A 23,128-nucleotide genomic window follows, 5' to 3' on the forward strand; every position below is an offset into this window, starting at 1 on the left:
CTTCCGTCTGCCTTAGCCCAACTGCCTTGAAAACGACTCCCGCCACTTCAGCTGCCCCGCCCAATGCTCCAACCGGGGCGGCCCCGCGCACCGAAACCCTCCACATTGAGGGCATGACCTGCGCCTCCTGCTCCAACTTCGTGGAGAGGGCCCTGATCCGCACGCCCGGCGTGCTGCGGGCCACCGTGAACTTGGCCGCCGAGAAGGCCACCGTCGAGTACGCCCCCAACCAGGTAGACCACGCCGGGCTGAAGGCGGCCGTAGAGCAGGCCGGCTACCAGGTGTTCGAGCCCCAGGCCCCGGCCGCTCCCAACGTACTGACCGCCGATGAGGAACTAGCTGATCGAAAAGCCCGGACGTATCTTGACCTAAAGCGTCGCTTTCAGGTGGCGGTAGTGCTGGCCGTTATCATTATGCCGCTGAGTATGCTGATGCTGTGGCCCGCGTTGATGGCGCGGATTTCGATGCCGGTGCTCAATTACGGGCTGCTGCTGCTCACGCTTCCGGTGCTGCTGTACAGCGGCCGCGAGTTCTACGTGTCGGCCTGGAACGGCCTGCGCCACCGTACCGCCAGCATGGACACGCTGATTGCCGTGGGCACCGGCGCGGCTTTCCTGTACAGCCTGGCCGCCACGATAGCGCCCGGTTTTTTCCAGCGCCAGGGCCTCGTGCCCGATGTGTACTACGACACCACGGCCACCATCATTGCCCTTATTCTGCTGGGCAAGGTGCTCGAAAGCCGCGCTAAGGCCAAAACCTCGGCCGCCATCAAAGCCCTCATCGGCCTGCAGGCCAAAACGGCCCGCGTGATGCGCGACGGACAGGAAGTGGATGTGCCGCTGGAGCAGGTGCGCCCCGGCGATGAGGTGCTGGTGCGCCCCGGCGAGAAAGTGGCCACCGACGGCATCATCCTGGAAGGCCGCTCGGCCCTCGACGAATCCATGCTTACCGGCGAGAGCCTGCCGGTTGATAAATCGGTGGGCGACGCGGTGTTCGGGGCTACCATCAACAAAACCGGCTCCTTCCGCTTCCGCGTGAGCCAAGTGGGCACCAACACCGTACTGGCCCAGATTGTGAAGCTAGTGGAAGATGCCCAGGGCAGCCGCGCGCCCATTCAGCGGCTGGCCGATAAAATCAGCGCCGTGTTTGTGCCAATAGTGATTATGCTGGCCATTGCCACGTTTGTGGTGTGGTTTGCGGTGGCCCCCGCCGGGCAGCGCCTGCCCCTGGCGCTGGTCAACTTTGTGGCCGTGCTCATCATTGCCTGCCCCTGCGCGCTCGGGCTGGCCACGCCCACGGCCATTATGGTGGGCACCGGCCTGGGAGCCAGCCACGGGGTACTCATCCGCAACGCCGAGGCCCTCGAAAAGGCTTACCAAGTGGATACCGTGCTGCTCGATAAAACCGGCACCATTACGAAGGGCGAGCCGGCCGTTACCGAGTTCATCACCGCCACGGGCACCGAACCATCCGCCCTGCTGCCGCTACTGGCGGCGGTGGAGCGCCGCAGCGAGCATCCGCTGGCCGCCGCCGTGGTGCGCTATACCGAGCAGCAACAGGTCCAGACGGCACCGGGCGAAGCTGCCGAAGCAACTGACTTTGTAGCCTTTGAGGGCCGCGGGGCCGGGGCCACGGTGGCCGGGCGGGCCGTACTCATCGGCAACCGTCGCCTACTCGAAGAAAACAACATCATGCTTGGCCCCGAGCTGGAGCAGGCTGCCGCCGGGCTGCTGGCCCAGGCCCGCACCGTGCTCTATGCCTCCGTAGATGGGCAGGCCCTGGCCCTGGCAGGCGTGGCCGACACCGTGCGCGACACTTCGGCCGCTGCCATTCGCCAGCTCCAGAGCAAGGGGCTTACCGTGGTAATGATGACCGGCGACAACCACCAGACGGCCGAAAAAGTGGCCCACCAAGTGGGCATCACCCGCTTTTACGCCGAAGTGCTGCCTGCCGACAAGGCCGGCAAAGTGCAGGAACTTCAGGCCGAGGGCCGCGTGGTAGCCATGGTGGGCGACGGCATCAACGACGCGCCCGCCCTGGCCCGCGCCGACCTGGGCCTGGCCATGGGCGGCGGCACCGATGTGGCCATGGAAGCGGCCGGCATCACGCTCATGCGCTCCGATTTGCAGGGCGTGGTCACGGCCATTGCCCTTTCGCGCCAAACGGTGCGTACCATCCGCCAGAACCTGTTTTTTGCTTTCGTATACAACACACTGGGCATCCCCATTGCGGCGGGCCTCCTCTACCCCTTCACCGGCTGGCTGCTCTCGCCCATGCTGGCCGCCGCCGCCATGGCTTTAAGCTCGGTGTCGGTGCTCACCAACTCGCTGCGTCTGCGCGGTTTCAAGGTAAAAGGCTGAATCTGCCTATCAACCTGAACATGCTACGCCTTGGCCAACAAGCTCAGCATAACAGGCAGCCGGTTTCCCCTCTTCCCTCCCACTTTTGACTTACCCCTATGGATACTTCTCAAATCATCGTTACACTGCTCGGCACGGGCCTGATTGGCTTTGTGGGCTGGTTTTTCTTTGCGGCCCCGCACCGGGTGGCGACGGCCGTAGCCGGCAATGGCGGGCTGCAGCAGGCGACTATTCAGGTGAAGGGCGGCTACTCGCCCGACGTGGTGGAGGTGGCCCTGGGCCAGCCGGTACAGCTCCACTTCTACCGCGACGAAACTGCCGGCTGCTCGGAGGAACTGCTGCTGCCCGACTTCGGCATCCGCCGCGAGCTGCCGGCTTTCCAGACCACCACCGTGGAGCTGCGGCCCGACAAAGCCGGCACCTATCCCTTCACGTGCGGTATGGGAATGTTACGCGGCAGCCTAATAGTGCGGTAGCGCGCCTGAAACGGGCATTTACCACTTGTCAGGCGACCGGTTTATACTGTATCCAACCCTATATGACCTGTAAAACCCTGCTTTCCCGGGTGCCTCTACTAGCGCTTAGCCTGCTTTTCGTCGTCAGCCTGAGCCACACCGGGATGCTAGCAGATACGGCGGCCCGGCAGACCGCCGCTGCCGCCACGGTACCGGTTGGCGGCACAACGACGGGCGTTTTGCGGCTGGTAACGGCTAACGGTCGGCCAGTTGATTTGAACAAGTTCCGGGGCAAGGCCGTGTTCGTGAACCTATGGGCCACCTGGTGCGCACCCTGCCGGGTTGAGATGCCCGGTATTGAGGCGCTGGCCGCGCGCACGGACACCAGCAAAGTAGCCTTCGTGCTGATTTCGCTGGATAAAAACCCGGAAAAAGCCCTCAAATTCATGCAGCGCCAGGGCTTCCGGCTGCCGGTGTACTTCCCGGCCGCGCCCCTGCCCCCGCCCTTCAACTCGCAGACGATTCCCAATACCGTTATTCTGAGCCCCGACGGGCACGTGGCGGCCCGCTACGAAGGCCTGGTTGATTATGACACCCCCGAGTTCAGGCAGGCCCTGGAGAAGCTAGCGGCGCGGCCGTAAGCCCCGGCGCAGTAGTTTACACCGCTTGCTTGGGCATAGTTGGGCCGGAGAGCGGCTGGCTTCATCCGGTTGCTAGTGAAGTGCTTACTATTCTTCCTTTTTTGGGATTTAGCGGCGGGACGCTCTCTAATTAGGATAATACTGACAGGAAACTTACCTTTCCTCATGTTCCGTTCTCTGCTGTGGGCTTTTCTGCTAACAAGTCTGCTGTTGGGGCCGGTAGCCGGACAGGCCCAGAGCCCGCAGACGCTGCCGTTGCAGCAGGCCCTGGCCCGTGCAACCACCGATACGGCCCGGGTGCTGCTGCTGGCCAATCTGGCCGCTACCTACCGCTACTCGCGCTTCGACTCGGTGAGCTTTTATGCCCACCAGGGCCTGCGCCTGGCCCGCCAGCTGGGCTATACCAAGGGCGAGGGCCGCTGCCTGTCGCGGCTGGCCATTCTGCCCGGCGAGCGGGGTAACCTGCCGGAAGCATTGCGCCTGAACCTGGCTGCCCTGCGCCTCAACGAGGAAAGCCACGACCTGGAAGGCACTGCCCGCACGCTTAACCAGACCGGGCTGCTCTATTTCGCCCTCGACGACTACCGGCCGTCGTTGCGGTACTCGCTGCGGGCACTGGACAGCTACCGGCAGGCTGGCACCACCGATATGTCGCAGCTCATCAGCGTAATTGCCAACCTGGGGGCCAGCTACGAAGGCCTGCACCGCTACGATTCGGCCGCCTTTTACCTCAACAAGGCCTGGCAGCTGACGGTCCGCCACCGCCCCCGGGCCTGGAGCTGCTGGGGTAACCCCGCCCCCTACGTACTGCGCGAGCTGGGCCTGCTGCAACTGGCCCAGGGCCACCCGCAGGCCGCGCTGGCGTATTACCAGCGCAGCGCCCAGGCAGCCGCGCCCGAAAACGACCTGCGCAGCGTCAGTCGGGCCTTTCAGTACCTGGCCGAGCTACATAACCAGCAAGGCCGGCCCGATTCCAGCATTTGGTACGCCCGGCGGGCGCTGGCGCTGGCCGCCAGCCTGCCCTATGTGGTAGGCGTGGTGCGCAACAGCGCCCTGCTGATGGATGCCTACGAAGCCCGCCAGCAGCCCGACAGCGCCCTGTACTACACGCACGTGCTGCTTGCCGCCCAGGATAGCCTCTTCAACCCGCGGCGCATCAAGCAGCTCGATGCCATTGCCTTCAACGAGCACACCCGACTGCTGGAGCTGGAGGCCGAACGCGGCAAGCTGCTGACCCGCATACGCACTGGCGCGCTGCTGGCCGGGGCCGGGCTGCTGCTATTGGCGCTGCTGCTGCTCTGGCACCGCCACCGCCGACAGCAGGATGCCACCCGCCGCCTCGAAGTGCTGCACCGGCAGCTTGGCCAGCAGGCCAGCGAGCTAACCACCCAGCGCGACGATTTGGTGAGGACGCTGAAGGAGCTTAAAGTAACCCAGGGCCAGCTGGTGCTACGCGAAAAAATGGCGTCGTTGGGCGAGCTGATGGCTGGTATTGCCCACGAAATACAGCGCCCCGTCAGCCTGCTCCGGCGCTACGCCGCCGCCAGTACCGAGCTCTGCGACGAGCTGCGCCAGTACCTCACCCAGCTGTGGCTGCCCCCCAGCCAGCAGGCAATGGCCGATAAGCTGCTCGACGCGCTGCACCAGAACCAAACCCACATTGTGCAGTATGGGCAGCGGGCCGAGTCGGTGGTGCGCGGTATGCTAGAGTACTCGCAGGGCGGCGGCGGGGCCCGCCAGCTCACCGACCTCAACGCCCTGGCCGAAGAATACCTGCGGCTGGTGTACCACGATATGCGGGCCAAAAACCGCCACTTCAGCGCCGCCCTGCTGCTTCACCCCGACCCCACGCTGGAGCGTATGATGGTGGTGCGCCAGGACCTGGGCCGGGCGCTGGTGGGCGTGTACAGTGCCGCCCTGCAGGCCGTGGCCCAGCGCCAGCGCCAGCCCGATGAAGACTACGTGCCTCAGATAGAGCTGACCACCCGTCGCACTGCGGCCAGCATCGAAATACGGGTGCGCGACAACGGCGAGGGGCTGCCCCCCGAAACGCTGGTTACGTTGTTCCAGCGCTTTCCGGCCGGGGCCGAAACCGGCCTGAGCCTGGCCCTGAGCCACGACCTGATTACCCGCGGCCACGGCGGTGCGCTCAGCGTTAGCAGCCAGCCCGGCCGCGGCACCGAGTACTGCATTATTTTACCACTGCCCCAAAACGCCCAGAACGGGTAGGGCGCGGGGCTTGCCCCCGCCTGCCGTTGAACGGCGCAGTTTGAATCGTCCAACGGCGGGCGGGGGCAAGCCCCGCACCCTACCCGTTCTGGGGAAACCCGGTTGCGCTTACCCGACGGCTCCGGCCTACCCAATCCTAGATGCGGAATCCTCGGCCCCCTGCTTAGCTTTGGGCACGGCCGGCCCTACCATTCCTGTCTGGTCCGTGCCCTACCCATGCCCGATTCTGCCGCCTCTTCCTACGCCGAAGACACCGAAAACCAGGAGCCCGCTGCCCCCATTGCTGTGGAGGCCCCGCCCGTTGAAAGCCAGGTGAGCCCCCGCCAGCTACGCCTGGCCCAGAGCCAGGAAAATACCACCGATAAGTTCCCGATTGTGGGCCTGGGCGGCTCGGCGGGCTCTTTGCAGGCTTTCGAAGCCATTTTCCGGGCCCTGCCGCCCACTCCCGGCATGGCCTTCGTGGTGGTGATGCACCTGGCCCCCGACCAGCCCAGCGAGCTGCCGGCCGTGCTGCAGCGCTTCACGCCCATGCCCGTGCACGAGGCTGCCGACGGCCTGAAAGTGCGGCCCAACCACGTGTATGTGATTCCGCCCGACGCCGACATGAGCATGCTGCACGGCACGCTGCTGCTGTTTCAGCCCACCCAGGCCCGGGGCCGCCGCCTGCCCATCGACTTCTTCTACCAGAGCCTGGCCAAGGATGCGCGCGAGCGGGCCATCTGCATTATCTGCTCGGGCATGGGTTCTGATGGCACCGTGGGCCTGAAAATGGTGATGGAGAACTTCGGCATGGTGATGGTGCAGAGCCCCGAAACAGCCGAGTACGACTCCATGCCCCGCTCGGCCATTGCCACCGAATTCGTCGATTACGTGCTGCCCGCCGGGCAGCTGCCGGCCAAGCTGCTCGAATACATGCACAAACCGCTGTTTGCCCGGCCCCGCCGCGAGCAGGCCGAATCGGACGCGCAGCCGGCGCACGCGCTGCAGAAAATCTTTATCCTGATCCGGGCCCAGACCGGCCACGATTTCAGCTTCTACAAGCGCAACACGGTGTTCCGGCGCATCGAGCGGCGCATGAACGCCCACCAGATTCAGGAGTTTCCGCAGTATGTGCGCTACCTACAGGAGAACCCGGCCGAGGTGGAAGCCCTGTTTCGGGAACTGCTGATTGGCGTTACGAAGTTTTTTCGCGACCCCGAGGCCTACCTGGCCCTGCAGCGGCAGCTGCCGCCACTGCTGCGCGGCAAGCCCACCGACAGCACCGTGCGGGTGTGGGCGCCCGGCTGCTCGACCGGCGAGGAGGCCTACTCGCTGGCCATGCTGCTGCTCGAAAGCCTCGACGCCATCGAACCGGCCCGCTACCTCAAAATCCAGATTTTCGCCACCGACATCAACCCGGCAGCCATCGATTTTTCGCGCGCCGGCCTTTATCCGGCCAACATTACGGCCGATGTAAGCCCGGAGCGGCTGCGGCGCTTTTTTGTGCGCCAGGCCGATGGCAGCTACCAAATAACCAAGGAGGTGCGCGACGTGGTGATTTTTGCCGTGCACAACCTCACCAAGGATGCGCCCTTCACCAAGCTCGATCTGCTGTGCTGCCGCAACCTGCTGATTTACCTGTCGGCCGAGCTGCAGAAAAACCTGCTGCCCGTTTTTCATTACGCCCTCAACCCCAGCGCGCTGCTGTTTCTGGGACCCAGCGAAAACCTGACCGGCTACCAGGAGCTGTTTATTCTGCTTGATATGAAGTGGAAGATTTCGCGGCGCAACGACGCCTCGCCTTCCATCACCCGACTCGTCAACTTCCCCTTCGCCATCTCGCAGCACTCGGCCACGGCGGGGGCCAGCGCTACTGCTATGAGCACTTCCTCGCCCCGAAAAAGTGGGCCCTTCGCGGCCTTGGTCCAGCAAACGCTACTGCAACAGTATGCGCCCCCGGCTGTAATCATCAATGCCCGGGGCGAAATTCTGTATGTGAACGGCCGCACCAGCCGCTTCCTCGAACCGGCCCCCGGACTGGGCGGGCTCAACCTGTTTGAGATGGCCCGCGAGGAACTCAACTATGAGCTGAGCGCCGCCGTGCATAAAGCCAGCACCACCAGCCAGACTGTGGTGGTGGAGCGGGTGCGGGTAAAAACCGAATCGGGCCTGCAGCTGCTCCGCCTTACGGTGCACTACCTCGCCGCCCTCGGTCCCGTCGGCTGGGACCTCACCGCCCTACACGAGCAGCTGCGTGCCCTGTTCAACGGCTCGGGCCAGGCCTTTAACAACCTGCTCCTACCCGGCCCGAAAGGCGGCCGGCCGGTACGCGCCTTCGCCCGCCTGCTGCTGAGCGCCGGCCAACCCACTGGCCACGTATTGCTGGGGCTGCAGGAAGTTGCCGGGTAGCGAGCTGCTGATAATGGTATCTTTATCTTGAAGCTGTTTAACCTAAGCTGAGGAGGGCGTTGTAGGGGCGGGGCTTGCCCCCGCCCGCCGTTGAACGATTCCCCTTAGAGCGGTGCGCACGGCGGGCGGGGGCAAGCCCCGCCCCTACAACGCCCTCCCCAACAAGCTGCACCGCCCATGTCTGCCGACTTTCCGCCTTCCCCCCTGGATTCCAACCCCGACTACGATGCGCTGCAGCCGGCTTCGGCGGCGGCGGGTGAGGCCTTGCGCCAGCTACGGGAACGGGCCGAGCGGCGCCGGCTGACCACGCAGAGCCCGCCAACTGAAACGCCGGCCGAGATGCAGCGGCTGGTGCAGGAGCTGCAGGTGCATCAGATTGAGCTGGAAATGCAGTACGAGGAGCTGCTCATTGCCCAGACCGAGGCCGAAACCAGCCGCGCCCAGTACCTCGACCTTTACGAGTTTGCCCCCGTGGGCTACTGCACGCTCGATGCAGCTGGCACGCTGCGCCAGCTAAACCTGCGCACTGCCCAGCTGCTGGGGCTGGTACGCCAGCAGCTGCAGGGCCGCCGGCTGGCCTTGTTCGTTGAGCCCCGGCAGCGCGCGCAGTTCATTGATTTCCTGGACCAAGTGTTGACCGCCGATTCTGCCGCCACGGCCCGCCACAATATCCTGCTGACCTTCCAATGCCCCAATGGTCAGCCCCTGGAGCTGCGCCTCGAAGCCACCCTGGCCCACAGCCCCGACGACCAGCCGCTGGTGCGCCTGGCCCTGCTCGACGTGACGGAGCAGCAGCACACCACCCGGGCGCTGGCCGAGAGTGAGCAGCGTCTGCGCCAGGCCCTCGACGCAACAGCCATGGGCGTGGTGAGCTGGGATTTTGCCACCAATACATGGCAGTCCGATGCCCGCGCCCAGGCCATCTGGGGGTTGCCCTACGTGGCGGCCGCCCGCCCCATCGATACCATAATCGCCCTGCTACATCCCGCCGACCGCATGCGGTTCCGGCAACTGGCCGAAACCGCGGCTGGCACCGGGCCCGCCGGCCTCGAAGTAGAGCTGCGCGTAGGAGACGCCCAGCAGCCCGACTATTACGTGCGCCTGACGGGCCACGTGCAGCCCCCCACCCCGGCCAATCCGAGCGGCCGCCTGCTGGGCTTGGTGCGCGACCGGACACCGCGCCGCCGCGCCGAGCAGGAGCTTAGCTACAAAACCCAGGTGCTCGAGCACCTGCTCAGCCACTTTCCGGTGCAGCTGGGCCGCCTCGGGCCCGACGGCCGCTACCGCGAGCTGGTAGGCGCGGGCCTACGCCGCCTGCAGCTGGCTGATAACGAGCTGGTGGGCCGGTCTGTCTTCGAGACCTTCCCTTCTATTGCCGGCTATACCCGGCAATTGCTGGCCGGCGAATCGGTTGACTTTGTGGGCTCGGCTGAGGTAAACGGCGAAACCGTATCGTTTCAGAGCTACGGCTTTTTCGACGTTGAGCGCAACGAGGCCATTGTTTTTGCCCTCGACGTAACCCAGCGCGAACAGCTGCTGGCCGAAACCACCCGCCTGCAGCTACGCCAGCAGCAGCTGGTACTTTCGGCCATTCTCACCACCCAGGAAGAGGAGCGCCGCCGCATTGCCGAGGCCCTGCACAACGGCGTGGGCCAGCTGCTCTACGCCACCCGCCTGCACCTCACCCAACTGCCCGACTCGGAGCCCCTGCGCGCCGGCCAGCAGCTGCTGCAGGAAGCCATCCGGGCCACCCGTACCATCTCGTTCGAACTCACGCCGCGCATTCTGGAAGACTTCGGGCTGCCCGCCGCCCTGCGCGAGCTGGCCGACCGCGTGCCCGTGAGCCAGCTGCACCTTAGCCTCTCGCTGGAGGGCCTCGACGACCTGGCCCAGCCCCTACCCCCGCCGGTACAGATGGCCGTTTACCGTATTGCGCAGGAGCTGCTAAGCAACGTGATGAAGCACGCGCAGGCCCGCGAGGTAACGCTACTGGTAGCCCGTCAGTCCGGGCAGCTGCGTATCTGCATCAGCGACGACGGCGTAGGCTTCGTGCCCGCACCGGTACCCACCAGCGGCGGCATCGGGCTGGCCGGCATCCGCAACCGCGTCGAGCTGCTGGGCGGAACGCTGGGTATTACCTCGGCCCCGCATCAGGGCACCACCATCAATATTGAGCTGCCACTCACCCAAAGCGAGGTGGTGAAATAAGGAGAACTGGGCGCTTGATGGTTCAACGCTTTGACAACGCAGATAGCGTACGCGAACAGCCCACTCACTCGCCTCTTGCCAGCAGCACCACGCCGCCCACAATGGCCAGCAGCCCCAGCGCCTGGGGCCACGCCAGGGTTTCGCGGGCTACCAGTACGCCCAGCAGGGCCGTGAGCAGCACCGAGCCGCCCACGATAATGGGCGTACCGACCGAGGCAGGCACACCCCGCTCGAACACCACAAAAGTCAGAATTTCGGCCAGCCCTACACCCAGGCCCGCCAGCGCAGCTAGCCCCAGGCCCTTATTCGTAACACCCAGCGGAGCACCTTTGAGGTGCAGGCTCAGCAGCCAGACTCCGCCCAGCGCGGCGGCTACCAGCTGCAGCACCACGGCGCCGGCAGCGGCAGCAATGTGGCCCGCCGCCAGCTTGATAAAGAAGTTGTAGCCGGCCAAGCACAGCGCCGCCAGCAGCGCCAGCCCCAGCCAGCCCCCCGCGCCCGCCACGCTAGGCGCCGGGCTTGTCGAGGCGCTTGAGCAGCTGCCGCTGCAACCCTTCCCAGTTCTCAAATTCGTCGCTGTCTTCCCAAAACTCCCGCAGCTCCGACTCGGGCCCGAGAATAGTGCGCACGGCTTCCTGGGCGGGCTTGCGCAGGGGCTCCACGTGGCTCAGGTTGAGGCCCGGAATAACGCCCAGCAGGTCGTTGGGAAAGATGCGGGCGGGCTTGCCCAGAATAGCCGCCACAATTTCGGCAGCCGCCAGCGCCTCGCTGGCTATGTCGGCGTCGAGGTACTCGCCATCGGCCTCCTGCACGGCGGCCAAGGCCTGTTCGAGCACGCCGGCCGAGGGTTCGGCCTTGAAATCTTCGGCAAAGTCGGCGGCCGTATCGTTGTCGAAGTTGTAGTAGCCCCAGGCTGCCATGTGCGGTGTTGTTTTTGAGAAACGGGTAGAGAAATAGAAATCAGTGCAAAGAAGCCAATAACGACGACATTGTTTGCACTCGGGCTATTAGTCGCGGCCCGATTCCCCTGCAGGGACCTGCGGTGAGCCTTCGGGGGACTCTAGTAAATCGGCGCTCATTGTTGGGCTCCGCAGCGGGTGGCTTGCCGGATCGTAGCGCTGCCGCAGATGATACTTGTACGCTCCGACGTGCCCGGCCGCCGGCAACGCCAGTACCAGTGGCAGCCAACGCAACGGCCGTAGCGCGCCCGGCCCCCTGTTGCGCCCCAGGCTTACCAGCCAGCAGACAACGCCAACCGCCAAAGCCAAGCCGGCGGCCCACACCAATGCCTCGTAAGTCAGGTAACTGATATAGTCGGGACCGGAAGGCGCTATGCTCTGGGGAAAAGCCGAAAGTGCCGGGTAAATTGTCCATCCGGGGCCGTGGTATAGCCAGTAGCCCGCGTCGGCCTGCCGGTAGGCCACCCCGATAACGGCCAACGACACCGCGCCGGCGCCCAGCGCTGCGTACCACCAGCCCGTTTCGCGCCGCGCCTCCACCCTACTTCAGCTTTTCCTTAAGCAAATCAATCTCAATGGCCGGCGAAATCTTCTCGTAGAGAATGTTGTAGGCCGCCGTGGTGATGGGCATGGACACCTGGAGCTTGCGGTTGATTTCGTAGATGCTCTTGACGGCGTAGTAGCCCTCGGCAATCATGTTCATCTCCAGCTGGGCCGATTTCACCGAGTAGCCCCGGCCCACCATGTGGCCGAAAGTGCGGTTGCGCGAGAACTGCGAGTAGGCCGTTACCAGCAAGTCGCCCAGGTAGGCCGAGCCCGACAGGTCGCGGGGCTGGGGGTTGAGGGCGTGGGCGAAGCGGCGCATTTCCTGCACCGCATTGCTCACCAGCACGGCCAGGAAATTGTCGCCGTAGCCCAGGCCGTGGGCAATGCCGCCGGTGAGGGCAATGATGTTCTTCATCACGGCGCAGTATTCGATGCCGTCGAGGTCGGTGGCGGGGTTGGCCTTCACATAGCGGTTGCGCAGCAGGCGGCAGAAATCCTCGGCCAGCTCGGCATCGGGCGAGCCAATGGTGAGGTAGCTCTGCTTTTCGAGGGCCACTTCTTCGGCGTGGCAGGGGCCGGCCACTACGCCCAGGCGGGTGTGGGGCAGCCGGAACCGCTCGGCCACGTAGTCGGTCACGAGCACGTTTTTGCCCGGAATCATGCCTTTGATGGCCGAAATAATGCGCTTGCCTTTCAGCGCGTCGCGGTCGAGCTTGTCGAGGGCGCTCTGCACAAACGCGGCGGGCACAGCCAGCACCAGCCAGTCGGCGGCCTCTACGGCCTCCTTCAGGTCGGTGGTGGGCAGTACGCGGTCCAGGTCGAGGGCCACCGACGAGAGGTAGCGCGGATTGTGGCGCGTACGCAGCAGGTGCTGCACATCGTCTTTACTGCGCATCCACCAATGCACGCGGCTGCCGTTTTCCGACAGGATTTTGGTGAGTGCGGTGGCCCAGGAGCCGCCGCCAAGCATGGCTATTTTTTCCAATGCGAGAATCGGTGAATGAGTGAATGAGTGACTCGGCAGCTAGGCGAGTGGATAATGCGGTGAACAAAGAACGTCATTCGGAGCGAAGCGAAGAACCGTGCGTATCGATGTTGTCAGGCTAACCTAACGACTTCACGCGAGATTCTTCGCTTCGCTCCGAATGACGTTCTTCGCAGCTCGTTCACTTGGCCAACTAAACCGACCTTACAACTCCTCCGAGGGCGCGTCCTGCTTCAGGGCTTCCTTGTCAAGGGTTTTAGCGTCCTTGATAACGACAATATCTCCGTCTTTCAGGGTTTTAGACACGGCCCGGAACGGCCCGCTCACGACCTGGTCGCCGGCCTGAATGCCGCTCAGGACTTCAATGTTCTGAAAGTCGCTGATGCCGGTTTTTACGGGCGTCATTACGGCCTTGCCATTGCGGATCAGGAACACCACTTCCTGGGGTGCAGCCTGGAGGCCGGTAGGCACTGCGGCCGTTTTTCCGCCGGCTTTGGCTGCGCCATCCTTGGCCGCCGCCGCTCCGGCCGTTTGGGTGCTATCGACGCGGGTGGTTACGGCGGCCAGCGGCACGCTCAGCACGTTGCTTTTACGGTTGGTGATGATGTCGACCGAAGCCGTCATGCCGGGGCGGAAGGGCACTACCCGGCGGCCGGGCTTGGCCTGCAGCAGGTTCTGATAAGAGGATGGCAGCAACCGGATTTTCACCTCAAACTCGGTTACGGCCTCGGCCGTCAGCGCGTCTTTGGCCGTGTTGGCAATGCTGGTTACCACGCCCCTGAACCGCTGGTCTTGGCTGGCGTAGCTGTCCACTTCCACATCGGCCGAGTCGCCGAGCGTCACGTTGATGATGTCGTTTTCGTTCACGCTCACCCGCACCTCCATTTCGCGCAGGTTGGCGATGCGCATGATTTCGGTACCCGCCATTTGGCTGGTGCCCACTACCCGCTCGCCCTTCTTCACATTGAGCTTGCTCACGGTGCCGCTTACGGGCGAATAAATGGTGGTTTTATCGAGGTTGCGGCGGGCGTCTTCCAGGCCGGCCTGCGCCGAGCGCACGCTGCTCTGGGCTCCGCGGATGCCCTGGCGGGCCGAGTTGATTTCCTCCTGCGAAGCGTCGTAGGCGGCTTTGCTGGCCTCATAGTCTGCCTGCGAAATCACCTTCTGCTTGTACAGCGAGGCGTTGCGGCGGTAAGTCAGCTCGGTCTGGCGGGCGCTGGCAATCAGCTGCTGCAGGCGGGCGCGGGTCTGGGCTACGTTGGCCTGCTGGGTGCCCACTACGGCACTCTGCTGGCTCACTACGGCCTGGTAGTTATCGGGCCGGATGCGCAGCAGCAGCTGGCCTTTCTTCACCGAGTCGCCCTCTTCCACATACAGCTCGGTTATCTCGCCCGATACGTCGGGCGAGATATTGACTTCGGTTTCGGGCTGCACCTTGCCCGAGGCACTCACCTTCTCCACAATGGTCGTGGGCGCGGCCGAGGCCGCCAGCACCTCGGTACCCGCCGGCTGGCCAATCCAGCCCTGCTTTTTGGCTACGAAGAAACCGACAAGCGCCACCACCAGCAAGGCCAGCAGGATATACAGGGTACGGTTATTTTTCATTATTGAGGTGTTAGGAAGTAGGTGCGTGGAATGTGGGTTGAGCGCCGGGCAGGCCGGGCGCAGCGGCAGGAGAGTTTGGGGGAACAGTCAGCAGCGCATCATGGCAGCGGCTAACCCCACAACCTGCCGCTTATAGTGAAATTGGCCGGCCCTGATAGAAATCGAGGACTTTGCGGCGGAATACAAAGCTGTACTTGGCCTGAATCATGCTCGACTCGGCGGCCGTGAGGTTGTTTTTGGCAATGTTGAACTCGGTGCCGTTGAGCAGGCCGTTGTTAAAGCGGATTTCGGCGTTGCGGTAGGCCAGCGTGAGGGCTTCTACCTGCCGGCTGGAAGCCAGGAACTGGCGCTGGGCAGCCAGCGCATCGGCGAAAGCCTGCTCAATGGTCTGGCGCAGCACCAGCCGGGCCTGCTCGGCGCGCACCTCGGCCAGCTGCTGGTTTATTTTGGCCCGCTGCACGCTGGTGCGGGTCTGCAGGCCGTTAAGAATCGGAATCTGCAGGTTAAACTGCAGCGACTTACCCAGGTTGTTATCGAGCTGGGTGAAGTACGATACGTTTTCGGAGCTGCGCCGAAACACTGGCTGGAAGGGGGTTACGGCAACGAACGGGGCCACCGTAGTCGACGGCCGGCCGGTGTTGGGGTCGAGCTGAAAGATGGGGAAAAACGCCTGGGCCGAATCGACGCTGGTGGTGGGCAGCGTGTAGAGCGAGGAGTAGCCGGTAAAGATGCTGGCGCCAAAGGTCAGGCGCGGGTAGTAAGCCCCACGGGCCAGATCGAGGCTGCGCATGCTGCTTTGCACGCGCAGGTCGGCGGCCTTTATTTCGGGCTGGCGGGCCTGGGCAGTACCAAACACCTCGGCCGGAGCCACATCGGCTAATGCGCCCTCGGTGGGGTCGGCCAGCTCGGGCGTCTCAATGGTGAGCGCCTGGCTGGCGGCTTCATCCAGATTAAGCAGCTGGGCCAGCTGAATTTTGGCAATGGCCAGTTGGTTCTGGGCCGTGATGACGTTGAGCTGGTCGGTGGAAAGCTGAGCGCGGCTGTCGAGCACGTTGCTTTCGGCCACCGCGCCGGCCTTCAGCAGCTTCTGGCTCTGCTCGACCTGCAGCTGGGTACTGGCCGCACGCACCTCGTTGGTGCGCACCAGTTCCTGAGCCAGCAGCATCTGCAGGTAAGCCGAAGCTACGTTGAGCGACAAGTCGTTGCGGGCCTGCTCCACGTCGCTGAGGGCGGCCTGGTAATCGAGCGTATTGCGGCGGACGGCGTTGCGCAGCTGGAAGCCCGAGAAGAGCGTTATCTGCGATACGGCCGAGAAATTGTTGTTGCGCGTGGTCTGGCTCTGGAAAACGTTGGTCAGCGGGTTGATGGTCGTACCGTAGTTCCAGGCCTGGCTGCCGTTGAGGTTGGCCGAGGGCAGCATAGCGGCGCGGCTCTGTAGCAGGGCCACGTCGATGTTCTGGGCCTGCAGCTGGCTCTGGCGCACATTCAGGTTATGGGTCAGGGCATACTCCACGGCGGCCGGCAGGCTCCAGGCCCCGGTGGGCGCGGCGGCTTGCAGCGCCCCGGCGGGCGGCTGCACCGGCGTAGTCTGGGCCTGGGCCGCCAGCGGGGCCACAGCGACGGCACTCAGCAGCAACCAGTAGTAACGCTTCATAAGTACAAACAAAATAGAAGGAAGGAGGCGAATGGCGCGGCCCGAAGCCGTTGGGTCAAAGATATTGATTGCCCGCTATACTGGCCAAACAATCAACCAACACCCCATTTTTGGCGGCAAGCTACAAGCTGCAAGCCGCAAGCTGACGTTCAATATCAGCTTGCAGCTTGCAGCTCAAATGCTAATCGAGGGCCTGAATATCAATTACGCGGTGTACCCAGCGCAGCTGGCGCAGGTAGTCGAGGGTGCTGGGGCGCAGGTCGGAGTCCATTTCGATGAACTGGCGGGCCGCTTCGTGCCTGCCCCGCCGCGAAACCGACATGGTGGCAATGTTGCAGTCGTCGCGCGAGATGACCGAGGCAATGAAGGCAATGGAGCCTACCTCGTCGTCGGCATCAATGATGAGCGTGTGCAACGAGCCCGAAAAGTCGGCCGGGAAGCCGTCGACCTCCACGATGCGGATAACGCCGCCGCCCCGGCTCTGGCCCACTACCTCCACGGCGCCGCCGGTGCGCTCGTCGCGCAGCTGCAGCCTTATAGTATTGGGGTGCATGGTAGAGGCGTTGCCCACGCCCTGAAACGTGTAGCTGAGGCCGGCCGCCTCGGCATGGTCGAAGGCCTCGCGGATGCGCACGTCGTCGGTGTTCATGCCCAGCAGCCCGGCCACAATGGCGCGGTCGGAGCCGTGGCCCTCGTAGGTGCGGGCAAACGAGTTGTAGAACGTGATGACGGCATGCGTGGGGCTGCTGCCCAGAATGCGGATGGCGGCCCGCGCAATGCGCACCACGCCGGCCGTATGCGAAGAGCTGGGCCCGATCATCACCGGCCCAATCATATCAAAAATGCTCGATTTCTCTGCCATGGGGTAAAGGTAGGTTTTTGGGGGAAGGGAGAGGAGAAAGGGATAAAAGAAGGCGTGGCAGCCAAACAAACTGTCATGCTGAGCCGCAGTCGAAGCCGCAGTCGAAGCATCTCTACCGCAACAAGTAACTCCATACTCCTGAGTCTAGCATTGCGGTAGAGATGCTTCGACTGCGGTTTCGCCTTCACTCAGCATGATACGTTCTGGCCCCTTGCCTGCTGCCTACTTCCTCCTGCCTGCCCCGAATTCCTACCTTTGCGCCTGCCTATGGAAACTCCCGCCCCCACTCCCACCGACTTCTCGCCCGCCGTGCTGGAGCAGCTGCAGCGCCTTAAGCAGCGCTTCGATGCTGATGACCAGGACCTGGCCGCTTACCTCGAAGGCTACTACCACACCCGCTACCTCGGCTACTGGGACTACATCCAGCTCGAAACGCTGCTGAGCCTGCAGCGCCCGCGCACCGAAATACCTGATGAGCGGATTTTCATCATGTACCACCAGATTACGGAGCTGTATTTCAAGCTCTGCCTCTGCGAGTACGAGCAGCTCGGCGACCTGGCCGCGCCTACCGTGAAGGAAGTGGTGCTGCGCGTGGGCCGCGTCAACCGCTACTTCGAGAACCTGATCGACTCGTTCGATGTAATGGTGGACGGCATGGAAAAGCAGCAGTTTCTGGAGTTCCGGCTGGCCCTTATGCCGGCCTCAGGCTTCCAGAGCGCACAGTACCGCATGATTGAGCTGGCCAGTACGGCCCTGAGCAACCTCGTGCCCGAGGAGCAGCGCCGCCTGCTGGGCGAGGCCGCCGCCCACGACGAACTGCTGGGCTGCATCTACTGGAAATCGGGCGCTACGGTGGTAGAAACCGGCGCCAAGGCGCTTACCCTTACCGAGTTTGAGAAGAAGTACACCGGCCAGCTCAACGACTTTGCCCGCCAGTATACCCAGCGCAACCTCTGGGCCGTGGTGCAGCGCCTGCCCACCGGCCCCGAGGGCCAGCAGCACCCGCGCCTGCTGCACCAGCTGCGCCAACTCGATGTGAACGTAAACGTGAACTGGCCGCTGATGCACTACAAATCGGCCGTGCGCTACCTGGAGCGCAACCCCGATGCTATTGCGGCTACCGGCGGCACCAACTGGCAGAAGTACCTGCCTCCCAAGTTCCAGCGCCGCATCTTCTACCCCCAACTCTGGACCGAAACCGAACTGGCCGACTGGGGCAAGGGCTGGGTGGAAAGCGTACTGGGCGGCAAGTAGTGATTGATGCTAAAACTAACGCCGTTTAGTACGTTAAAACAACGTCATGCTGAGCGAAGCCGAAGCATCTCTACCGTTTCGTCGAACGACTGCTATGAAGCGGTAGAGATGCTTCGACAAGCTCAGCATGACGTTGTTTTAACGCACTAAGCGGCGTTAGTTTCAGCTTCTCTAACTGCTACTCTACCTTAAAGGTGGCGCGGGTGTTTTCCCAGCCCAAGGTCACTTCGCCTGATTTATCGGCCGTAATAGTGAATTGTTCGAGGCGCTGGCTGAGCATGGAAACCGGGGCCGGCACGCGCAGCGTGTCGCGGCTGGCGTTGTACTCGTAGGCCCCCCACTGGTTGGGCTGGCTGTTGAAGACGATGGTCCACTCCTTTTCCTGCGGAATGGTGAACAGGGCGTACTTGCCGGCCGGCAGCGGGCGGCCCTGCACCCGCACGGGCTTATCGACGGTGAAGGTAGTGGCCTCGTTGGCGCCCGTGCGCCATACCTGGCCGTAGGGCACCAGCCCGCCCATTACCTTGCGCTCATGGGCCGAGGGGCGGCTATAGCGGATACTGAACGTGGCTCCGCTGGCTACGGTGGCCGATACGGTGGCGGCGGGGCTGGGCCGGGCCGTTTTCTCGGCCGTGGCCGGCGAGTCCGGTTCCGAGCAGGAAGTAAGACTAAGAGCGAGTCCCAGCAGCGGGAGCAGCAAAGGAGCCAGAAAAATTCGCCCGGAAGGCGTATAGATGGCGGGCATAGGAGAGCGGTGGGGTGAAGCAGGAAATTGCCGGCATCAGCGGCCGGCGGTATTCTTTGCAGCAATAAGTATACCCTAAGTTTAACGATAGGTTGCTCGGGCGCAACTTTCGGCCGGTATCAGCCAGCAGATTTCCGCCTACCTTCGCCTATTCTCTGTCTGTTTTTCAGGTCAGATGAGTGGCTGGTGGCCGCGCTTTCGGGCGGGGCCTTAAAAGGGAACCGGGTGCAACTCCCGGACAGACGCGCTACTGTTAGGGCCGGCCGCTTCGGCGCTGCCGCCGCCTCCCCCACGTTGCCCATTGCCTGCTTCGGCCGGTGAGAAGGGCGGGGAGGCAGGCCCGAGTCAGGAGACCTGCCCGCCGCTTAGGATGATGAGGCAACCCCGCGACCTGGGTGCCTTGTTGAATACTGCGGCGGGCCAGCGGCCCATTTAAAACCGGCTGCCGGGCAGCCGCCGGCTCCGGCGTGGCCGGGCGCGCAGTAGCCAGCAGGGAAACCGGGTAGCATGAGTGCGCCAAAAAACAGACCGGGTAGGACTTTTTCCGTCACCCTTTCTCCCCCTTTCCTGCTTATGCTCACGCTAGCCGAAAAAATCAGCCGCGCCGAAACCCGCATCTTCAAAGCTGTTTTCCCCAACACCACCAACCACTACGACACCCTGTTCGGGGGCACCACGCTGCACATGATGGACGAGGTGGCCTTCATCACGGCCACCCGCTTTTCGCGCCTGAAAATGGTGACGGTTTCCTCCGATAAAGTCGATTTCACCCACCCCATTCCCGGCGGCACGCTGGTCGAGCTCATTGGCCGCGTCGAGCACGTGGGCCGCACCAGCCTCAAGGTGCGGGTGGAATTATTTGTGGAGCAGATGTACTCCGAAGACCGCCACCGGGCCGTGTCGGGGCTATTTACCTTCGTGGCCATTGATGAGGACAAGCGTCCGGTGGTCATTCTGCCGCCTGAATTGCAGCCGGAGCCGGTAGCGTAGGCCGGCCGCGGGCGCGTATCTTTGCGGGCGTAAAAGGATAACTCCCTTTCCCCCGCCTTATGCCCACTACCCTTCCTTCCGCCGCTCAAGAAATTGAGCTGCTACTCCCCCCCGAACAGGCTTACGACGAACTGGCCCGCTACGAAGCCCTGTTGGCCGCCGCCGGCCTGAAGCCCGGCCAAGCCGATTTCGTGCACCTGCGCAAACGCTCGGTCGATGCCCGGGGCCGCCAGCCACTGGTGCGCCTGCGGGCCGACATTTACCGCCAGCCGCCGCCCGCCGAGCTGTTCGGGCCCTGGTTCAGCTACCCCAATGTGAGCCAGGCCCAGCGCACGGTGCTGATCGTGGGCGCCGGACCGGCCGGGCTGTTCGCGGCGCTGCGGGCCATTGAGCTGGGCATCCGGCCGATTGTGGTGGAGCGCGGCAAAGACGTGCGCACCCGCCGCCGCGACCTGGCCGCCATCAACAAGGAGCATGTGGTAAACCCCGATTCCAACTACTGCTTTGGCGAGGGCGGGGCCGGCACGTATTCGGATGGCAAGCTGTACACCCGCGCCACCAAGCGCGGCGACGTGCAGCGCATCCTACGGCTGCTGGTGCAGCACGGCGCCACCTCCGATATTCTGGTCGATGCCCACCCCCACATCGGCACCAACAAGCTGCCAGCCGTGGTGGCCGCCCTGCGCGACTCGGTGCGGGAAGCCGGCGGGCAGGTGCTATTTGAAACGCGGGTGGACGATTTGCTCATCACCGAAAACCGCCTGCGCGGTGTGGTAACGGCCACCGGCGAGGAGCTGACGGCCGACGCCGTAATTCTGGCCACCGGCCACTCGGCCCGCGACATTTATGAGCTGCTCCACCGCCGGGGCGTGCTCATCGAGGCCAAGCCGTTTGCGCTGGGCGTGCGTGTCGAGCACCCCCAGCAGCTCATCGACCAGGCCCAGTACCGCCGCCCCGACCGTGGCCCGCTGCCGGCCGCCTCGTATGCACTGGTGCATCAAACCCAGGTCGATAACGAGCAGCGGGGCGTGTTCTCGTTCTGTATGTGCCCGGGCGGCTTTATTGTGCCGGCCGCCACGGCCCCCGGCGAGGTAGTGGTCAACGGCATGAGCCCCAGCCGCCGCGACTCGCGCTTCGCCAACTCCGGCATCGTGGCTGCCGTGGAGCTGCGCGACATGGACCTGCGCCAGCACGGCCCGCTGGCCGGCCTGCACCTGCAGCAGCAAATCGAGCAGCGCGCCTGCCAGCTGGCCGGCAACTCCCAAAAGGCCCCGGCCCAACTGCTGGGCGACTTCCTGAAGAAGAAAACCTCGGCCCAGCTGCTGGAAACCAGCTACCAGCCCGGCCTCGTGTCGGTGGCCATGGACGAGGTGCTGGGCGCGACGCTGGCCGAGCGGCTGCGCCAGGGCTTTGCCAACTTCGGCCGCAAAATACCCGGCTACGCCACCAACGTGGCCCAGATTGTGGGCGTGGAAAGCCGCACCTCTTCGCCGGTGCGCATCCCCCGCGACCGGGACACCCTGGAGCACCCGGTGCTGCGCGGCCTGTTTCCGTGCGGCGAAGGCGCGGGCTACGCCGGCGGCATCGTGTCGGCCGCCATGGACGGCGAGCGGTGCGCCGAGGCCGTGCGGGCCGTTGTGGGGACGTAGTAGCCCCGCGGCTTGCGGGTTATTCTCTTGCAAGCCGCTTTATTCTGAAGCTGTTTAGAAAGTCAAAAGGACGTCATGCTTCATCTGACGTCCGCGCAGCCGAAGCATCTCTACCGTTTCGTTACAGTCATTCAGCGAAGCGGTAGAGATGCTTCGGCTGCGCGGACGCCAGATGACGCATGACGTTCTAATTGATTCCGGGTACTTCCTAAACAGCTTCTCTATCTACATCCCTTCTGCGTAAGTTCGCTATACCATACATACGCCCTCTTGCTGATGCTTCGTCTACTCCGTACCGACTCTGACAACCCCGATTTCCTGCGGCTGGTCCGGCTGCTGGATGCGGACCTGGCCGAACGTGACGGCGCCGAACACCTCATCTACGCCCAACTTAACCAGGCTGCCATGGCCCACCTGCGCCACGCCGTGGTGGCCTACCAGCGCGATAGGCCGATAGCGTGTGGCGCCTTTAAGGGATTTGCCCCTGATTTGGCAGAAATCAAACGCGTGTTCGTAGAACCGGCGTTTCGTGGTTTGGGTGCGGCGCGGGCAGTGCTGACGGAACTGGAGCAGTGGGCCAACGAGCTGGGCTATGCGGGCTACGTGCTCGAAACCGGCCAAAAGCAGCCCGAGGCCATCCGGCTCTATGAAAGCAGCGGCTACCGGCGCATTCCCAATTTCGGCCCATACGTGGGTATGTACAACAGCGTATGCATGCGCAAGAACGCGGACGGGTCGGCATAGTTTGACGTCACTATTGTAACCAGTTTAAAAACGGCCCTTCCGCTGAACTGAGGTGGTCTAGTTATGCTGGATAGTTTAGGGCGTTAAGTTGAAGGAGTTGTCGGTGAGTTTGATACGGGGTTTGGTAATCGATGCTGGAGTGCAGCCGTTCGTGATTGTAATAGTCAAAATAATCGGCGACGCTGCCCTGGGCATCGGCCAGGTTGTCAAAAACGGGCCGCTCGCGGACTTCGAATATTTCGGTTTTGAGGCGTGACCAGAGGCTTTCGGCCTGCGCATTATCGTAGCAGTCGCCGCGGCGGCTCTGTGAGCGCAGCGCCTGGTGGTCGTGCAGCAGCTGTCGGTACGCATTGGCGCAGTACTGTCCACCCCGGTCGGAGTGCACGAGCAGGCCCGGCGTGAGCGGCTGGGACCAAAAAGCCCGCCGCAAGGCGCTGGTCACCAGTTGCTCGGGCATGGTAGCCCCGACCTGCCAGCCAACTACTTGCTTGCTGGCCATATCTTGAAAGGCGCACAGATAGGCCCACTCGCCGTTTGCCAGCGGCAGGCAGGTGATGTCGCTGACCCAAACCCGGTTGCCCTGGGTTTAGGCTGGTTCAGAAGCCGGTTCGGGGCGCAGCGCAGGCCGTGCGTCGAGTCGGTCGTGCGCGGGGTAAAGGCCTTGGGTTGCAGCGCGTGCAGGCCCCGGCGGCGCATGGGGGCTGTCTTTCATGACTTTCGAAAGATAAGACCCTATTCTGTCCACATTTACCCGACCACCTCAGAGCATGTCGTAAGTGGCTCGGCCAGATGGTGCCCGCCCAATTTACGCAACACCGGAAAAGGCTGAAACAGCCCTGGCGGCAACCCACTTA

18 protein-coding genes, 1 pseudogene and 1 riboswitch are annotated in these 23,128 nt (G+C 63.6%); of the genes and pseudogenes, 10 read left to right on the forward strand and 9 right to left on the reverse strand.

Annotation, left to right across the window (positions count from 1 at the left end):
- Positions 1 to 26: 26 nt before the first annotated feature.
- The 6 genes from HW554_RS01030 (at position 27) to HW554_RS01055 (ending at position 10,281) form a co-directional block, all read left to right on the forward strand.
- Positions 27 to 2,360 carry a heavy metal translocating P-type ATPase gene (locus HW554_RS01030; protein WP_246285025.1) on the forward strand — a complete coding sequence of 778 codons (2,334 nt, stop codon included), beginning with the start codon at positions 27 to 29 and terminating at the stop codon, positions 2,358 to 2,360.
- A gap of 98 nt (positions 2,361 to 2,458) precedes the next feature.
- Complete coding sequence (locus HW554_RS01035) at positions 2,459 to 2,836, forward strand: cupredoxin domain-containing protein (RefSeq protein ID WP_176906486.1); 378 nt, start codon at positions 2,459 to 2,461, stop codon at positions 2,834 to 2,836.
- A gap of 62 nt (positions 2,837 to 2,898) precedes the next feature.
- The gene (locus tag HW554_RS01040) at positions 2,899 to 3,456 is read left to right on the forward strand and encodes a TlpA family protein disulfide reductase (protein WP_176906487.1); all 558 of its coding nucleotides are present in this window, start codon (positions 2,899 to 2,901) and stop codon (positions 3,454 to 3,456) included.
- Positions 3,457 to 3,621: 165 nt separating this feature from the next.
- The gene (locus tag HW554_RS01045) at positions 3,622 to 5,685 is read left to right on the forward strand and encodes an ATP-binding protein (protein WP_176906488.1); all 2,064 of its coding nucleotides are present in this window, start codon (positions 3,622 to 3,624) and stop codon (positions 5,683 to 5,685) included.
- Positions 5,686 to 5,901: 216 nt separating this feature from the next.
- Positions 5,902 to 8,073: a chemotaxis protein CheB gene (locus tag HW554_RS01050; protein WP_176906489.1), complete on the forward strand. Its 2,172-nt coding sequence runs from the start codon at positions 5,902 to 5,904 to the stop codon at positions 8,071 to 8,073.
- A 177-nt stretch (positions 8,074 to 8,250) separates the two neighbouring features.
- Positions 8,251 to 10,281, forward strand: coding sequence for an ATP-binding protein (locus HW554_RS01055; RefSeq protein WP_176906490.1), 2,031 nt, complete (start codon positions 8,251 to 8,253; stop codon positions 10,279 to 10,281).
- A gap of 64 nt (positions 10,282 to 10,345) precedes the next feature.
- On the opposite strand, the gene HW554_RS01060 is transcribed toward HW554_RS01055, so the two are convergent.
- The 7 genes from HW554_RS01060 to sdaAB all read right to left on the reverse strand — a co-directional run bounded on the left by HW554_RS01060 (position 10,346) and on the right by sdaAB (position 16,892).
- Positions 10,346 to 10,786: an EamA family transporter gene (locus tag HW554_RS01060; protein WP_176906491.1), complete on the reverse strand. Its 441-nt coding sequence runs from the start codon at positions 10,784 to 10,786 to the stop codon at positions 10,346 to 10,348.
- A 1-nt stretch (position 10,787) separates the two neighbouring features.
- Positions 10,788 to 11,201, reverse strand: a complete 414-nt coding sequence (locus HW554_RS01065) for a DUF4259 domain-containing protein (RefSeq protein WP_176906492.1) — start codon at positions 11,199 to 11,201, stop codon at positions 10,788 to 10,790.
- A gap of 87 nt (positions 11,202 to 11,288) precedes the next feature.
- Positions 11,289 to 11,780: a hypothetical protein gene (locus HW554_RS01070; RefSeq protein ID WP_176906493.1), complete on the reverse strand. Its 492-nt coding sequence runs from the start codon at positions 11,778 to 11,780 to the stop codon at positions 11,289 to 11,291.
- Between the two features lies 1 nt (position 11,781).
- Positions 11,782 to 12,771 (reverse strand): NAD(P)H-dependent glycerol-3-phosphate dehydrogenase, encoded by a 990-nt coding sequence (locus HW554_RS01075; RefSeq protein WP_246285027.1) that lies wholly within the window; start codon positions 12,769 to 12,771, stop codon positions 11,782 to 11,784.
- Between the two features lie 204 nt (positions 12,772 to 12,975).
- Entirely contained in the window at positions 12,976 to 14,376 is a 1,401-nt protein-coding gene (locus HW554_RS01080; RefSeq protein ID WP_176906494.1) for an efflux RND transporter periplasmic adaptor subunit, read from the reverse strand.
- 130 nt (positions 14,377 to 14,506) lie between these two features.
- Positions 14,507 to 16,030 carry a TolC family protein gene (locus HW554_RS01085; RefSeq protein WP_176906495.1) on the reverse strand — a complete coding sequence of 508 codons (1,524 nt, stop codon included), beginning with the start codon at positions 16,028 to 16,030 and terminating at the stop codon, positions 14,507 to 14,509.
- A 181-nt stretch (positions 16,031 to 16,211) separates the two neighbouring features.
- Positions 16,212 to 16,892 carry an L-serine ammonia-lyase, iron-sulfur-dependent subunit beta gene (gene sdaAB, locus HW554_RS01090; protein WP_176906496.1) on the reverse strand — a complete coding sequence of 227 codons (681 nt, stop codon included), beginning with the start codon at positions 16,890 to 16,892 and terminating at the stop codon, positions 16,212 to 16,214.
- A 267-nt stretch (positions 16,893 to 17,159) separates the two neighbouring features.
- Here sdaAB and HW554_RS01095 point away from each other — a divergent pair, with 267 nt between their 5' ends.
- Positions 17,160 to 18,146, forward strand: coding sequence for a tryptophan 2,3-dioxygenase family protein (locus HW554_RS01095; protein WP_176906497.1), 987 nt, complete (start codon positions 17,160 to 17,162; stop codon positions 18,144 to 18,146).
- Positions 18,147 to 18,324: 178 nt separating this feature from the next.
- Here the strand turns inward: HW554_RS01095 and HW554_RS01100 are convergent, their stop codons facing one another.
- Positions 18,325 to 18,891 carry a DUF2911 domain-containing protein gene (locus HW554_RS01100; RefSeq protein ID WP_176906498.1) on the reverse strand — a complete coding sequence of 189 codons (567 nt, stop codon included), beginning with the start codon at positions 18,889 to 18,891 and terminating at the stop codon, positions 18,325 to 18,327.
- Positions 18,892 to 19,058: 167 nt separating this feature from the next.
- A riboswitch (cobalamin riboswitch) is annotated at positions 19,059 to 19,267 on the forward strand.
- Between the two features lie 197 nt (positions 19,268 to 19,464).
- Here HW554_RS01100 and HW554_RS01105 point away from each other — a divergent pair.
- From HW554_RS01105 to HW554_RS01115, 3 genes are all read left to right on the forward strand, one after another.
- On the forward strand, positions 19,465 to 19,881 hold the full coding sequence (locus HW554_RS01105; protein ID WP_116941413.1) for an acyl-CoA thioesterase: 417 nt from the start codon (positions 19,465 to 19,467) through the stop codon (positions 19,879 to 19,881).
- Between the two features lie 59 nt (positions 19,882 to 19,940).
- On the forward strand, positions 19,941 to 21,530 hold the full coding sequence (locus HW554_RS01110) for an NAD(P)/FAD-dependent oxidoreductase (protein WP_176906499.1): 1,590 nt from the start codon (positions 19,941 to 19,943) through the stop codon (positions 21,528 to 21,530).
- Positions 21,531 to 21,806: 276 nt separating this feature from the next.
- Positions 21,807 to 22,274 (forward strand): GNAT family N-acetyltransferase, encoded by a 468-nt coding sequence (locus HW554_RS01115; RefSeq protein WP_176906500.1) that lies wholly within the window; start codon positions 21,807 to 21,809, stop codon positions 22,272 to 22,274.
- Positions 22,275 to 22,335: 61 nt separating this feature from the next.
- On the opposite strand, the pseudogene HW554_RS01120 reads toward HW554_RS01115, so the two are convergent.
- Positions 22,336 to 22,845, reverse strand: a pseudogene (locus HW554_RS01120) (IS3 family transposase); the annotation flags it as partial.
- Between the last annotated feature and the right edge of the window lie 283 nt (positions 22,846 to 23,128).

It is taken from the genome of Hymenobacter lapidiphilus (genome assembly GCF_013377885.1).
GTDB lineage: Bacteria > Bacteroidota > Bacteroidia > Cytophagales > Hymenobacteraceae > Hymenobacter > Hymenobacter lapidiphilus.

Coding starts and splice junctions, on each gene's coding strand:
- HW554_RS01040 (WP_176906487.1), top strand. CDS start 2,899: ATGACCTGTAAAACCCTGCTTTCCCGGGTGCCTCTACTAGCGCTTAGC.
- HW554_RS01055 (WP_176906490.1), top strand. CDS start 8,251: ATGTCTGCCGACTTTCCGCCTTCCCCCCTGGATTCCAACCCCGACTAC.
- HW554_RS01035 (WP_176906486.1), top strand. CDS start 2,459: ATGGATACTTCTCAAATCATCGTTACACTGCTCGGCACGGGCCTGATT.
- HW554_RS01105 (WP_116941413.1), top strand. CDS start 19,465: ATGCTCACGCTAGCCGAAAAAATCAGCCGCGCCGAAACCCGCATCTTC.
- sdaAB (WP_176906496.1), bottom strand. CDS start 16,892: ATGGCAGAGAAATCGAGCATTTTTGATATGATTGGGCCGGTGATGATC.
- HW554_RS01095 (WP_176906497.1), top strand. CDS start 17,160: ATGGAAACTCCCGCCCCCACTCCCACCGACTTCTCGCCCGCCGTGCTG.
- HW554_RS01085 (WP_176906495.1), bottom strand. CDS start 16,030: ATGAAGCGTTACTACTGGTTGCTGCTGAGTGCCGTCGCTGTGGCCCCG.
- HW554_RS01100 (WP_176906498.1), bottom strand. CDS start 18,891: ATGCCCGCCATCTATACGCCTTCCGGGCGAATTTTTCTGGCTCCTTTG.
- HW554_RS01045 (WP_176906488.1), top strand. CDS start 3,622: ATGTTCCGTTCTCTGCTGTGGGCTTTTCTGCTAACAAGTCTGCTGTTG.
- HW554_RS01115 (WP_176906500.1), top strand. CDS start 21,807: ATGCTTCGTCTACTCCGTACCGACTCTGACAACCCCGATTTCCTGCGG.
- HW554_RS01050 (WP_176906489.1), top strand. CDS start 5,902: ATGCCCGATTCTGCCGCCTCTTCCTACGCCGAAGACACCGAAAACCAG.
- HW554_RS01080 (WP_176906494.1), bottom strand. CDS start 14,376: ATGAAAAATAACCGTACCCTGTATATCCTGCTGGCCTTGCTGGTGGTG.
- HW554_RS01065 (WP_176906492.1), bottom strand. CDS start 11,201: ATGGCAGCCTGGGGCTACTACAACTTCGACAACGATACGGCCGCCGAC.
- HW554_RS01110 (WP_176906499.1), top strand. CDS start 19,941: ATGCCCACTACCCTTCCTTCCGCCGCTCAAGAAATTGAGCTGCTACTC.